We start from the raw sequence: 13,039 nt of genomic DNA on the forward strand, positions 1-13,039 counted from the left end.
CCGTCCGGCGCTCAGTCGGTGACCGGGGTCAAACGGGCAAATCGTGCGAGATGGGCGTCCGCCGAACCGAATTCGTACTCGATGGCGGTGAGACGCCGGAAGTAATGGCCGATGGCCAGCTCCTCGGTCATCCCCATACCGCCGTGCAACTGCACCGAATTCTGGCCGATGAAACGGGCCGCGCGGGAGATCGTGGCCTTCGCCGCGGACACCGCCGCCCCCCGCTCGGCAGCCGGTCCATCGAGGGCCAGAATGGCCAGATACTGTGCGGCCACGGCCTGTTCCAGTTCGATGAACATGTCGACCATACGGTGCTGCAGTACCTGGAAGCCGCCGATCGGCTGACCGAACTGCTGGCGCTGCTTCGAGTATTCGACGGTGTCGGCCAAGACCTTTCGCATCAGGCCGACGGCCTCGGAGATCACGGCCGCGGTGGCCTCGTCCCAGGCGTGCTCAAGGAGAGGTAATGCGCCGCCCTTCGGGCCGATGAGTGCATCGGCCGGTACCCGCACACCGTCGAGGGTGATGTCGGCGGCGCGGCGATCGTCGATGGTGCGGACCGTCCGCATCGTCAGGCCGTCCGGCAGGCCGTCGGTGAGGTCGAGCAGGAAGAGCGACACTCCGTCACGGTCACGATCCTCACCGTCGGTGCGGGCAGTGACCAGCAGATACCGTGCCAGAGGTGCGGTGGTCACCACCGGCTTGGAGCCGGTGAGAACCCAACCGTCCGACGACTTCTCGGCTCGCGTCGACACGTGGTGCAGAAGGCCGGAGCCGTCCTCGGTGGCGGCGAGAGCGGACAGTGCCGCACCTTCGGCGATCTGCTCGGCGGCGGCCTGCGCGGGCTTGTCGTCGATCCGCGCCAGGAGGCGGGCGCCGAGGACGACCGAATCCACGAAGGGCTCGACCACCAGGGCGTGTCCGAGTGCCTCGGTCACGACCATGAGCTCTTCCGCGTCACCGTCGGCGCCGCCGACGGATTCGGGCAGGCAGGCCCCGATGACGCCGAGATCCTCGGCGAACGCCTTCCAGATCTCCGGCTGCCATCCGTCGCCGACCTTCGCGGCCTCACGGCTCGTCGCGAGATCGTAACGAGAGCCGAGGAATTTCGTGAGTCCGTCGCTCAGCAGCTGTTGTTCCGGGGTGAGTGTGAAGTCCATGGTGATGTCTCGTCTCGTCGTCCGGTCGGCGTCAGCCGAGTCCCAGGGCTGCCTTGGCCAGGATGTTGCGTTGGATCTCGTTGCTGCCCGCATAGATCGAGCCGGCACGATCGTTCATATAGAAGAGCGGTGCGACGGCCTGCCACTCGGCACCGCTGAGATATCCGTCGGCCGGTGGCACGTACTGCTCGATCGGGCCGCCGGGTTCGGTGGCATGCGGCTGATAGACGCGACCGTGCACGCCTGCGGCCTCCAGATCGAGTTCGTCGATGTGCTGGGACAATTCGGTCGCCAGGATCTTGAGCATCGACGCGACCGGCCCCGGATCCTTACCCGAACTCATCGCGGCGAGTGCCCGGTATTCGAGCACCTCGAGGACCTTCGCGCGGACGCGGACATCGGCGAGGCGCGCGGCGAAGGACGCCTCCTCGATGAGCGGCCCGCCGGACGGACCCGTGACCTCGGCCGCGTGCCGTGCGACGTTCTCGGCCGCCACCTGCAGGGCGGGGGCCGCCGCGCCGCCGCCACGCTCGAAGACCAGCAGATACTTCGCGACCGTCCAGCCCTCATCGATCTTTCCCAGGACGTTGGCCTTGGGCACGCGCACCTGGTCGAAGAACACCTGGGCCTGCACCTTTTCGCCAGATGCCATGACGAGCGGCTGGATCTCGATGCCGGGCGAATTCATGTCGATGAGCAGGAAGGTGATGCCCTGCTGCTTGCGTTCCTGACGCGAGGTGCGGACCAGACAGAAGATCCAATTCGCTTCGGTCGCATGGGTGGTCCAGATCTTGCTGCCGGTGACGATCAGGTCGTCGCCTTCACTGACCGCGGCCATCGACAGGGACGCAAGGTCCGAACCCGACTCCGGTTCGGAATACCCCTGGCAGAAGAAGACGCTGCCGTCGAGGATGCCGGGGAGATAGAAGTCCTTCTGCTCCTGGGTGCCGAACGCCATGATCGCGTGCGACACCATGCGAATACCCATGGGAGACAGGGCCGGTGCGCCGGCGAGGATCGATTCGCGGCTGAAGATGTAGTGCTGGGACTGCGTCCAGTCGCAGCCGCCGTATTCGACCGGCCACGCCGGTGCGGCCCAGCCGCGCTCGTGGAGGATCGCCTGCCACGCCATCGACGCCTCGTGCTCGGCGTAGACGCTCGTGCGCAGACGTCCCGCCCGGCGGAGCTCCGGTGTCAGCTTCTCGTCCAGGAAGGCGCGGACCTCGTCACGGAATGCGATGTCGGCGTCGGACCAGGTCATGTCCATACGGTGATCTCTCCAGCGTCGGTAGCTCATATAAAATATATGTTTTGAGAAATGTACCGCATGAGGACCGCCCCGCGACAGGGGATGCCGCGGGGCGGTTGGACGGATGGCGGATCAGGTCTGAGCCGGCTGAGGCGGGACGGGCGGCGGGAGCGGTCGCCCGTTGAGCTTCTGGTACGGATCGTGTTCGGCGATCAGTTTGTCGACGCGGGCCTCGTCCAGGCGAGCGCGGACGCTCGACTGTTCCTGCCGGTCGCGCACCACCTTGGCCAAAGTGAAGGTGCTCGACGTCAGGAACAGAGCCGTCACCGCGAGGAACCCGCGTTGCCACTCGTCCAGGGGGAGATAGAGGATGCCGATGATCGAACCCACGAGGCTCACGCCGAAGGCGATCGCGGCCTGGATGAAGAAGGCGGCCGTGGTGGGGGTCTGGGGAATCTCGTTCGCTGCGTTCATGTCTGCCAGACTCCCAAGCCGCGGCGTGCGACGGATGGGGGCAATTACTCAGAACCGGTGAGTGCTTGCGCCCGAAGAAGAGGATGGAGCGCGATGCGTGGTGATCACTCGATCTTGTAGTGCCACCGACAGACCGGCGACGAGCAGGATCTTCGAACTAACGGCGTAGGCCGTCTGGAGGTCCGCACCGCCAATATTCGGCCGGGACGGCTGGAGATGGGCCACGGCCGAACTTTCGACTTCCGCTCGACGAAGTTGGCTTGGGTCGCGAGTCGAGGATCTCGTCCCGCGGCGTCTCCATGGTCTCGGTGGGTAACATGGTACAGAGTGCGACACGCAATCGCTCACAGGTTCAGCCGTCGGACCAGCACAGTAGGGCCAACGTGATCAGTGCCGCCGTTGATAAGCGTCGCATGCCTCGACCGGTGCATTGGCGTGCGTCACTGGAAACTACTCCACCGAAGGAACGCTGAAGTCATGCCGTCCGCCGCCATGCGATCCGTGCGGCTCCTTCCTCTCCGTCGGAGACCTGACTACAAAATCTCCGTCTTCTTTACCGCGGAAACGGCCGATCCATCACTTTGTCTCGGCCAAGGAACTACCGGTAAGGCCGGCGAAAACCTCACCTTCAACTAGTTGTAAATGTGTGAGAGTGGTCCGCTGCTTGCTTGTCGGGCAGATTCTGGGCTGCTTGCGATGAGGAAATGTCAAACGATTCCAAGATGCCGGGCGACATTGAAAAGGTGGTGTTCGACTTGGAGTCGCTTACTCTTTCCGAGGCTCGTGGCGTTGCCAGTCGAAAGTTGGGACATAAAGTCGGTAAGTGCGGGTGAATATTCAAACTTTCTGGGGTTAGTATTGATCTCCGCCCCCATGTGAGCAAGAGCCTCTAACAGCTTGGATGAGCTCGTTCCCTTGCTTCGGTCGGTTTCATCCGACACAAAGTGATGGACCCACAGACGGCCAGATGAGTCTTTGTAAGTTAGGTGGATTGCAACCGCGCCAGCACGGCCTCCGCTCAGACTGAGCGACGCCGGCAAGACTGTGAAGTCGGAGAATCCACCCTGGGTTGGCCAGCTCAAATGATGGTCTGTGAAAAACTCAACTCCGGCGTAGTCCGCATTTCGAACCTGTGCCTTGAAGTTATCCGAAACCCGAATCACATCCGACGGAGGTAGCGAAGAGAGAAACTGACTGGAATCCACGCCAGGAAGCAAGAATACCTTGACCGGATTCGCGCCAATAGCAGCCTTAATGTCCTCGGCGTGAATACCACGATCGTCGGAGACGATAACCCCAAGTTTGCGGCCTGAGTGATCGGTAATAAACGTGGCTAATTCTGCGACGCCTGACCTTTGTGATAGTTTGAATGTCGGGTATATTTGTGATTCGGCCAGACTGGCCCCGACAAGCGAAAGCCAGTCTGTGACTAAATTAGCTGCTTGGAACTTTCCTTGGTCTGGATTGAAGACTACATAGGAAGACGTCCGTTTTGTCCCCATCGCCTCGGTGAATCTCGCAAACTCCTTGGCGTACCTTTGCACGTCGCCGTCGACCTTGACGGCAGGTTCGATAACGGGAACGATCTGTTGGTCTGGGCTTCCGAAATAACTAGCGGCTTGCTTCGTTGCGTTGAGTTCTTCTTGTCGTCCAAACAGATACGGGTAATACATCATGCTCCGATCGCAGTCTGGTTCCATCCGCTGCGAGTATATGCTCATTCTACTCAGATGGGGGGAGCGAAATCGGCGATCGGTGCCTTCATGGCTTCGATGAGCCTATCGGCACCCGTCTGAGAGAGTGGCTCGCTGTAGGCTAGGGCGCGAAGAGCCTCTGGTAGGTATGGGCTGGTGACGAGCCTCAGCACGCTACGTCCTCTGGCGCGTAGCGCGCGAACAATTTCAGTATGCGCCTGAGTGGGTGTCAGCTTGCTGAAGGTCTCTTCTAGTGACCTCCAGGCTCGTGCCGGAGGGGAGTCGATTTTTAGTCCCGTTGCAGAATGCACCGCGTTGCGCGCCTCTTCGGTGCGAAGTGTCTGGAACATGCGTTCAGGGACCAGTTGATCTCGGCGTGAGGATGATTTCCGGACTGTCGATAGCGCTCCGTTCGAGCGAAGTTCCAGGACGCCCACCCAAGAGGGTAGCGCAGCAACTGCGTGGTCAAGGCGCCGATGGGACACAACGACATTCGTAAACTCTGCGATGGTTCCGTATTGCTCGACCTGACCAGCGAGGCGGTCAAAGTTGTCGAGATCTGTTTTGATCTCATATACGCTTGTTGTGCCGTTGACTATCACGACATCGGCAATGGCTGAGCCAATCGGGAACTCGGTAAACGCATTCGATGTCTTGGGAGAGTGGCGACCGAACACGATTTTGGATACGATCTGCGCTTTGTAGTAGTACTCGCATCGATACGAATTCTTAAGGAAACTGAATCCAAGATCGTACGCTTGGCCAAGAGTCACTGCCCGCTGGCCAGCTAGTCGGCTCAATGCCGTAAGAGCCACGTGGGTACCGCTAGCACTTACTGCCCGTGTCCCCTGTCGGGAGAGCGATCTGAATACGGGCCGAGTGAATGCTTGCGCAACATCCGCGCCGGTCGGCTCCGTGTACACCGCTCCGCCTCTCCTTGGTTGGGTCATAAGTTTCTCAGACTTTCATTGGTGTCGGCCGAGGGGGAGGGATAATGTCGGCCGAGCCGCAGTTGCCAACGTAAAAGCATCGAGACCATGGTGACTGCGACGCCCGATCCTTACCAACTCCGGCGGCTCATCGACCGCGCCACCGGGGCTCCCGCTTGGAGACGAACGCGGTGATGCCCTCGATGGTGTCCTGGCTGACCAGCAGGGTGTCCAGGGCCGACATGGTGTCGTCCACCGCGGCCACCACATCGGTGGCCCCCTCGGTCGCGGCCATCTGCTCCACCGACACCCGCACCGCGGTGGGGGAGGCCGCCAGGATCTCGCCGGCCACCTGCCGCGCCAGAGTCATCACCTCGCCGGCCGGAGCCACCCGGCTGATGAGCCCGGCGTCCAGCGCCTCGGCCGCGTCCAATCGCCGACCGGTCAGGATCATGTCCCGAGCCAGAGCCCGGCCGATGGCCCGCGGCAGCCGCACCAGACCGCCCGCGAGAGCGGCGAGACCGACCTTCACCTCCGGCAGTCCGAAACTAGCCCGTTCGTCGGCGACGATCAGGTGACACGCCAGGGCGATCTCCAGACCGCCGCCCAGGGCATAGCCGTTGACCGCCGCGATCACCGGCTTCGGCAGTGACGGCCGCGAGGTGAGCCCGGCGAAGCCGTTCGTCGGGACGACCAGACCGGCTCCACTTGCGGTGTGCGCCAAATCGTTTCCGGCGGAGAAGGCCTTGTCGCCGGCGCCGGTGAGGATGGCGACCCAGAGTTCCGGGTCGGCGAAGTACGCGTCGAAGACCGAGTCGAGCTCGGCGTTCGCATCGGGGTTCAGCGCGTTGCGGGCATCGGGACGGTTGATGGTGACCTCGAGCAGGTGACCGTCGCGATGAATCGTGATGTGCTCGTAGGAATCCCGGAAGCCCGGCGCGACCACCGGATGACGCCGGCGCATGGCGTCGAGATCGGTGAAGACCCGGTTGCCGTTCGCATCCGAGCGAACATGGATGCGGGTGCCGATCGGGTCGGGTCCGGCCAGCACCTCGAACATCGCGTCGTCACCCGGTTCGACATTCGCGATGAACCGCTTGCCGTCGTCGAGGCGGCCGATGACGATGGCGGTCGGATTCCCGCGTCCCGGCATGACGGTGAAGGACTCGATGACTGCGGGCCCGTCGGCGTTGCGCTGCAACGGAACCGTCGGTCGAGCGTCGAGTTCGGCCTGGACGTCCGCGGAGTCGTCGGCGGCCAGTGGTGCCGGGGTCGTCGAATAGATGCCCACCGAGGTCTTGCTGAGCAGGCCGCCGTTCGCGATGACCAGCCCGTAGGAGCCCGGATCGCGGCGCACACGGTCGACGACCTCGGCGATGCCGTGCATCGAATAGTTGTTGCCCGGCCCGCCGAAGAACGGGAGCCCGCCGGTCAGGGTGAGGCCGCGCGGATCGTCGGGGGCGATGCCCAGTGGGTCGATGACGTTGGTGACGGCGATCGGGAAGCAGCTGTAGATGTCCATGCTGCTGATGTCGTCGAGTCCGATCCGCGCCACCTCCAGCGCGTGGCGAACGGCGGCCTCGGCGGACGGCGCGGTGCTCAGGTCCGGGCGGCGCATCAGCGTCTGCTCACGCACATCGGCCTGACCGTGCAGGAACACCCAGCGATCTTCCGGAATGCCCAGCGACCTGGCCGTGGCGAGCGACACCAGGACGACGGCGGCGGCCTGATTCACCTGATCGCGCGCGACCATCATGCGGTTGTACGGATCGGCGACAACGCGGTTGCTGTCGGTGACGGTGGCCAGTTCCGAGACCGATCGCGCGGTGGGGGCGGCCGAGTAGGGGTTCGTCGCGGCGACCTCGGACATCGGCGCGAACAGCTCGGCCATGCCGGTCGTGTAGGTCTCGCGATCCTGGCCGAGCCGGTGCCGGCGCGCGTTCTCGAGGATGCCGTACTGCGGCATCGGCGCGATGAGGTGATGGCGCGCCTCCTGCGCCGAGGTCAGGCCGTTGATAGCGAATCCGCGATCCTCGAGCTGTCCACCGATGTCCTCGGTGAAGTTGGGCTTCTCGCCGGTGTACTTGTCGGAACTCAGGTACCGGGTCGTCGACATGATCTCGGCGCCGAAGAGCAGCACCGCCGGGGTGGTACCCGCGGCGATCTCGCGAGCGAACTCCGACAGCATGCTCTGCGGACTCTGGCCGCCGGTGATGCCGAGTACGGCGCGGCGGGCGTCGATCCCGGTGCGTTTGCCCACCGCGCGCGGCATGTTGTCCGGGCGGCCCAGGGGCGAGGAGGAGAGCGGACTCGACTGCTCGAAGGTGCGGACGCCGACGACCGTCTCGATCGTCGACGCGACGTCGGACGGGGTCACGCCGGTGTCGCCGAGCGCGCGTTCCACGGCGAGTGCGGCCAGGTCGGCCTCGCACAGTGCCTGATAGTCGGGATCGTCGATGCGCTCGGCGGCCTGTCCCACACCCACGATGACCGGGGTGTTCGGGTCCAGATCGGACAGCGGGGTGGATCTCGGCATCAGAGTGACCTCCGTCGGGACGCTGCAGGGCAACCTGCCATCAGGCAATGACATGTTCTTCGTCATTTATGCCATTGGTGACCATCGACGCATCGACCACCCCTGCCCGAATGCCTTTTCCTCAGCTCGACCGGAAGTGTTCACGCGCACGGTTTCGGCAGGAAGACTGTGCGGGCCGAGCATGCCGGGTGCACCGTATGCATGCTTTTCCCTACGAGAGGACCAGTTGTGAGCATCACCGTCCAGCCCGGAGTCGTCGGACGCGCCGGCCCTACCGATGCCGAACTCGATGAGATCTTCGCGCCGGTGTTCGCGCGGATCGCCGAGGGGGCGGTACAGCGGGAAATCGATCGTTCGCTGGCTCACGACGAGGTGTCCTGGCTCAAGGAGCAACGCTTCGGCGCGCTGCGGGTTCCGGTGGAGCACGGCGGATACGGCGCGACGGTACGCCAGTTGTTCCGACTGCTGATCGACCTCGCCGCGGCGGAATCGAATCTGCCGCAGGCCCTGCGCGTGCACTGGTCGTTCGTCGAGGACCAGTTGCTCGCCGAGGACTCACCGGCACGCGACGAGTGGCTGCGCGCGGTCGCCGACGGCACACTCGTCGGCAATGCGATCACCGAGCCCGGAGTCGGCGCCATCGACCGCTATCGGACCCGGCTCAGCGAGAACGGCAGCGGACTCCGCCTGGACGGCACCAAGTACTACAGCACCGGAAGTCTGTACTCCGATTACATCCTGGTGGCCGCCGACCGGGACGGCGAGCGCGTGTCCGTGCTCGTGGACGCCGACGCGCAGGGCGTGCGCCAGCACGACGACTGGGATGGTTTCGGTCAGCGCCTGACGGCCAGTGGCACAACCGAATTCACTGATGTGGCGGTCGCCGAGGACCGGGTGCTCGGCGCGGGATACGGTTCGGCGGGCCGCACTTACGCGACCTCCTACCTGCAGCTCGTGCAGTTGGCGGTGCTCGCGGGTATCGCACAGCGGGCCCTCGACGACACGGTGGCCTGGGTGCGCGACCGCAACCGTACCTACACACACGCACCGGCCGATCTGCCGCGCCACGATCCGTTGGTGCAGCAGGTGATCGGCCGTCTGTCGAGTGCGGCGCATCTCTCGAAGGTGCTCGTCCTCGATGTTGCGTCGATCCTCGACGAGGTGCTCGCCGCCGGCGGTGACGATGCCGACCTCCTGGATCGCGCGGAACTCGACGTGGCGCACGCCCAGGCCGCGATCATCCCGGCCGTCCTGGACGCCACGACGCAGATCTTCGAAACCGGTGGCGCCTCCATCACCTCGGAATCCCTGCGCCTGGACCGGCATTGGCGCAACGCCCGCGTCATCTCGACGCACAACCCGCTCATCTACAAGCTGCAGTCCATCGGCGATTACCGTCTCAACGGCTCCGAGCTGCCGTACGCCTGGAGTGCGGGCAAGCGCTGAGATCGGCGCCGCGGCGGGGCTGTGTACGGTGCAGACATGCACCGGATGGCGCCCGCCGATGCCGAGTCGTACTGGCTGTCGGCGAAGATCCCGAACGACCAATTCCTGGTGTATTGCTTCGATAGCCGGGAAGGTGTTGACGGACAGGCGAACCGGGTCGGGGATCTCGTTCCCGGATTGCGTCGTGCCGCTGCCCTGGTACCCGATCTGACGCTGCGGGTGCGTGAGGTCCCGGGGAACCTCGACCGTCCCTACTGGGAGTCCGCGGCGGTGCAACCGGGCCAGGTCTTGGCGCATCACACGGACGACTCGGGTGAGCCGATCACCACGTGGAACGGCGTCCTGCGTCGTCTGTCCGAGTTGATGGCGGATCAGCTGGTGCCCACGGAGGCCGCCTGGCGGCTGCACCTTTTCGGCCCCATCGTCGACCCGCCTTACGCCACAACGGGTTCGGCGACGATCTGTGTGCTGCAGGTCTGTCACGCGCTCGGTGATGGTCGCCGAACCTCCGATATCGCCCGGCAACTGTTCACGGTTGCCGCGCAGACGCCCGAGGTGGCGACTTCCAATCGCTTCCGACTGCCCGGGAGGATCGTCGACCCGATCCTGGCCACCGTCGGGCTGGCGCGGTTCCCGTGGCAGCTGGGTGCGGCGATCATCCTGGGGGCGAAGGCCTTCCGTGCGGCGCGCAGTCATCCGCGGCCGCCCGGGACGAACGCGCCGACCACGCGACTCAACCGGGCTCCGGGTACGGATCGGACACTGGCGACACTGGTGCTGCGCCGCGACGAACTCGGCGGGCCGGGGGCCACACTGACCGCACGCATCGTCACCGCGATCGCGGTCGCGCTCGGCGAGTATCTCGATGACCCGTCCGCGGCATCGGCGGTAGAACTCACCATTGGGGAGCCGGGTGGCCTCGATGCACGGCGGACCTCGTCCGGCGCTACTCGACCAGCAAAGGCCCGGCGGGCGCGAGGTGGGAGCATGTCGCGCAACAACTTCCACAACGCGGGCATTCCGACACATCCGGAGATCGCAGATCTTCCGGAGCGAATAGGGGTCGTCGGTGACGAGATCCGCGAGGCGCGCACGCGAGATGCCGGGCCCGCCCCGCGTGCGGGCAAACGCGCGTCGGATGCGGCCCCTCCCGTGCTGACCCGGTGGGGCATCAGCCAATTCGACACCACCGTGCGACCGGAGCGGGTGACCGGGGTGACCGTCGTGTCATCGGTGAACCGTGGCGCGGACGACCTCTCGCTTGCCGGGGGAGCGGTCCGGTGCACCGCGGGATTCCCCGCGCTGTCCCCCGCGCAGGGCGTGACCCACGGGATTCACGGCATCGGCGACACGATCACGGTCTCGGTGACGACCAGTCCGTCGATCATGCCGGACCTGCCTCGGTACGTGGACATGCTGCGCGACGCGATCACTCGCGTCGCGACCGCCGATCAGGAGCGCGGATAGGTGTCGCCCGGTGCGGGCAGCGTCGGCGCACTGTTGCCGCCCCCGTTGCCCCCATTACCGCCGTTGCGCGGAGTCCGCGTCAGTCGCTTGGGCAGACGGTCGGCGAGCCCGCCCAGGGGAGCAACCGTCGAGTTCAGGAGTTCGACGGTCTCACCCAGCTCGTGGACGGTGTCCTGCATCGTCACCAAGGCCGGGGCCAACTGGCTGATCACATCGGTCAGCTCGGTGATCCGGTCCAGGGTGCCGCCCGGCGTGATGGCGCGCTCCACCGCGCCGTTCTCACCGACGAGCTGATCGAGGATCCCGCCTTCCTCCGCGAGCCGGTCGAGGGCGCCGCCGTTGACGGTCACCTTCTCCAGCACACCGTCGGGGGCCGTCAGTTTGTCGACGATGCCGCCCTCGGAGGTGAGGCGTTCGAGGATGCCCTCGTTCTCGGTGAACTGATCGACCACACCGCCGGGACGCGTCAGGCGATCCAGTGGACCGTCCTTGGCGGTCAGACGCACCAGGATGCCGCCGTCCTCGGTCATCTGATCGAGCATTCCGCCTCGCGCGGTGAGCTTTTCCAGGATGCCGTTGGGTGCCGTGAGACGGTCGACGACCCCGTCGGGGTTGAGGAGCCGTTCGAGCGGTCCGCCCGCGGCCAGGATGCGCCCGAACGGACGATCCGGGCCGAGCAGATCGGCGAGCTGATTGAGCAGCGCGAGCGGTGTCCGGACACTGCCGATCTCGTCGTTGTCGACCCCGAGTGCGGAGTTCACCTCGTGCTGCACGCTGTTCGCGGTGAGGCGGGCGATCGTCACCGCCGACTCCGCCGCCGTCAGCACCACCCCGGTCACCGCGAATCCGAGCCGGAACGGCAGCACCGCCGCAGTCTGCGCGCGTGAGGTCTTCGACGACTTCATCGGCCCCCCGACCTTTCGTGACTCAGGTCCCGTCATGAGACCGAGCCTAGGGTACGTCTCACGTCGGCGTCAGCCCTTCGCCGCAGCCTTGGCGGCCTTCTTGAAATCACGGACCTTCTGCAGCGAATCCGGGTCGGTCACGTCGGCGACCGAACGGAAACCGGCCTTGCCGTAATCGCCGACCACCTTCGTCCACCCCGCGGGCTTCACACCGAGTTGTTTCGCCAGGAGGGCGGTGAAGATCTTCGCCTTCTGCTCACCGAATCCGGGCAACGCGTGGATGCGGTCGAACAACTCGGCCCCGGTGCGTGCGCCCTTCCAGATTCGTTCCGTGTCACCGTCATACTCGTCGACGATGACCTGCGCCAGGGCCTGGATACGGCCGGCCATCGAGCGTCCGTATCGGTGCACCGCGGGCGGCGTCGCGCACAGGTCGGCGAACTGATCGGGGTCGGCCGTCGCGATCTGCTCCGGATCGAGGGTGCCGAATCTTTTCTTGACCTTTGCCGGCCCGGCGAAGGCACGCTCCATCGGGAACTGCTGGTCCAGCAGCATGCCGGTGAGCAGCGCGAAGGGATCCGAGGACAACAATTCGTCGGCGGCCGGGTCCTGGGCAATCTGCAGATTCGCCATGTCGCCATCGTAGTGCCCCTATGATCGAATCCCATGGGGAGATCAGGTTGGGGAATTCGTGTCCGGGCGGCCGTCGTCGCCGCGTCGACCATCGCCGCGGGGCTCACCGTAGGAGGTGTCGGAGCCGGTACGGCCACCGCGCTTCCCGACTACATCGAGCCGAATCTGGTCACCACGCTGCGGTGCGACACACCGAATCCGTTGCCCGGACCCCGGGTGCCGGTCTTCGTGGACGTGTACAACGACGTGCCGTTCCCGTCCGACGGCCTGCCCGGGCCCGCGTTGACGCTGGTGGCCGAGAACCGGGCCAAGCAGGGGCTACTCGAATACACCACCGAAGCCCGGGTGACCTGGCGAAATCTGCGGACCGGGCGAACCGGTGCCGTCACGGTGCCCAGTCGGGCGCGGACGATCACCTGGGAGGCGAATCTGCACACCGGGCGTGGGCCGGTGGCCTTCACCATCCGGCAGAAGATCGGTGTGATGGCCTTCGTCCCGATGGTCAACGCCCAGTACTCCACCTGCTCGGGCCGCGCCCGGGTCTAG

The 13,039-nt window shown here is 65.2% G+C and carries 11 protein-coding genes; 3 read left to right on the forward strand and 8 right to left on the reverse strand.

The genetic code is table 11. The annotated features are described in order from the left end of the window. Positions 1–11: 11 nt before the first annotated feature. The 6 genes from AC4JJG_RS05675 to AC4JJG_RS05700 form a co-directional block, all read right to left on the reverse strand. A complete protein-coding gene (locus tag AC4JJG_RS05675; protein ID WP_495399961.1) occupies positions 12–1,160 on the reverse strand; it encodes an acyl-CoA dehydrogenase family protein in 1,149 nt (382 codons plus the stop codon). Between the two features lie 31 nt (positions 1,161–1,191). Continuing rightward, positions 1,192–2,427, reverse strand: a complete 1,236-nt coding sequence (locus tag AC4JJG_RS05680; protein WP_495399962.1) for an acyl-CoA dehydrogenase family protein — start codon at positions 2,425–2,427, stop codon at positions 1,192–1,194. Between the two features lie 114 nt (positions 2,428–2,541). Beyond that, entirely contained in the window at positions 2,542–2,883 is a 342-nt protein-coding gene (locus tag AC4JJG_RS05685; protein ID WP_495399963.1) for a YiaA/YiaB family inner membrane protein, read from the reverse strand. Positions 2,884–3,590: 707 nt separating this feature from the next. Further along, positions 3,591–4,583: a sce7725 family protein gene (locus AC4JJG_RS05690; RefSeq protein WP_495399964.1), complete on the reverse strand. Its 993-nt coding sequence runs from the start codon at positions 4,581–4,583 to the stop codon at positions 3,591–3,593. Between the two features lie 26 nt (positions 4,584–4,609). Beyond that, positions 4,610–5,392 carry a sce7726 family protein gene (locus tag AC4JJG_RS05695; RefSeq protein WP_495399965.1) on the reverse strand — a complete coding sequence of 261 codons (783 nt, stop codon included), beginning with the start codon at positions 5,390–5,392 and terminating at the stop codon, positions 4,610–4,612. A gap of 262 nt (positions 5,393–5,654) precedes the next feature. After that, positions 5,655–8,042 (reverse strand): acetyl-CoA acetyltransferase, encoded by a 2,388-nt coding sequence (locus AC4JJG_RS05700; protein ID WP_495399966.1) that lies wholly within the window; start codon positions 8,040–8,042, stop codon positions 5,655–5,657. A 228-nt stretch (positions 8,043–8,270) separates the two neighbouring features. Here AC4JJG_RS05700 and AC4JJG_RS05705 point away from each other — a divergent pair, with 228 nt between their 5' ends. Continuing rightward, positions 8,271–9,488 (forward strand): acyl-CoA dehydrogenase family protein, encoded by a 1,218-nt coding sequence (locus AC4JJG_RS05705; protein ID WP_495399967.1) that lies wholly within the window; start codon positions 8,271–8,273, stop codon positions 9,486–9,488. Between the two features lie 36 nt (positions 9,489–9,524). Then, entirely contained in the window at positions 9,525–10,955 is a 1,431-nt protein-coding gene (locus AC4JJG_RS05710) for a WS/DGAT domain-containing protein (protein WP_495399968.1), read from the forward strand. Here the strand turns inward: AC4JJG_RS05710 and AC4JJG_RS05715 are convergent. Beyond that, the gene (locus AC4JJG_RS05715) at positions 10,940–11,860 is read right to left on the reverse strand and encodes a hypothetical protein (RefSeq protein ID WP_495400488.1); all 921 of its coding nucleotides are present in this window, start codon (positions 11,858–11,860) and stop codon (positions 10,940–10,942) included. The genes AC4JJG_RS05710 and AC4JJG_RS05715 overlap by 16 nt on opposite strands. A gap of 69 nt (positions 11,861–11,929) precedes the next feature. Further along, entirely contained in the window at positions 11,930–12,493 is a 564-nt protein-coding gene (locus AC4JJG_RS05720) for an HhH-GPD-type base excision DNA repair protein (protein WP_495399969.1), read from the reverse strand. A gap of 33 nt (positions 12,494–12,526) precedes the next feature. On the opposite strand from AC4JJG_RS05720, the gene AC4JJG_RS05725 reads away from it, so the two are divergent. Further along, positions 12,527–13,039: a hypothetical protein gene (locus AC4JJG_RS05725; RefSeq protein WP_495399970.1), complete on the forward strand. Its 513-nt coding sequence runs from the start codon at positions 12,527–12,529 to the stop codon at positions 13,037–13,039.

It is taken from the genome of Gordonia sp. B8661-1 (assembly GCF_059427765.1).

What these genes read in the sequence shown, in the direction of transcription:
- AC4JJG_RS05675 (WP_495399961.1), bottom strand. Translation starts at nt 1,160, where the DNA reads ATGGACTTCACACTCACCCCGGAACAACAGCTGCTGAGCGACGGACTC.
- AC4JJG_RS05680 (WP_495399962.1), bottom strand. Translation starts at nt 2,427, where the DNA reads ATGGACATGACCTGGTCCGACGCCGACATCGCATTCCGTGACGAGGTC.
- AC4JJG_RS05685 (WP_495399963.1), bottom strand. Translation starts at nt 2,883, where the DNA reads ATGAACGCAGCGAACGAGATTCCCCAGACCCCCACCACGGCCGCCTTC.
- AC4JJG_RS05690 (WP_495399964.1), bottom strand. Translation starts at nt 4,583, where the DNA reads ATGGAACCAGACTGCGATCGGAGCATGATGTATTACCCGTATCTGTTT.
- AC4JJG_RS05700 (WP_495399966.1), bottom strand. Translation starts at nt 8,042, where the DNA reads ATGCCGAGATCCACCCCGCTGTCCGATCTGGACCCGAACACCCCGGTC.
- AC4JJG_RS05710 (WP_495399968.1), top strand. Translation starts at nt 9,525, where the DNA reads ATGCACCGGATGGCGCCCGCCGATGCCGAGTCGTACTGGCTGTCGGCG.
- AC4JJG_RS05715 (WP_495400488.1), bottom strand. Translation starts at nt 11,860, where the DNA reads ATGAAGTCGTCGAAGACCTCACGCGCGCAGACTGCGGCGGTGCTGCCG.
- AC4JJG_RS05720 (WP_495399969.1), bottom strand. Translation starts at nt 12,493, where the DNA reads ATGGCGAATCTGCAGATTGCCCAGGACCCGGCCGCCGACGAATTGTTG.
- AC4JJG_RS05725 (WP_495399970.1), top strand. Translation starts at nt 12,527, where the DNA reads ATGGGGAGATCAGGTTGGGGAATTCGTGTCCGGGCGGCCGTCGTCGCC.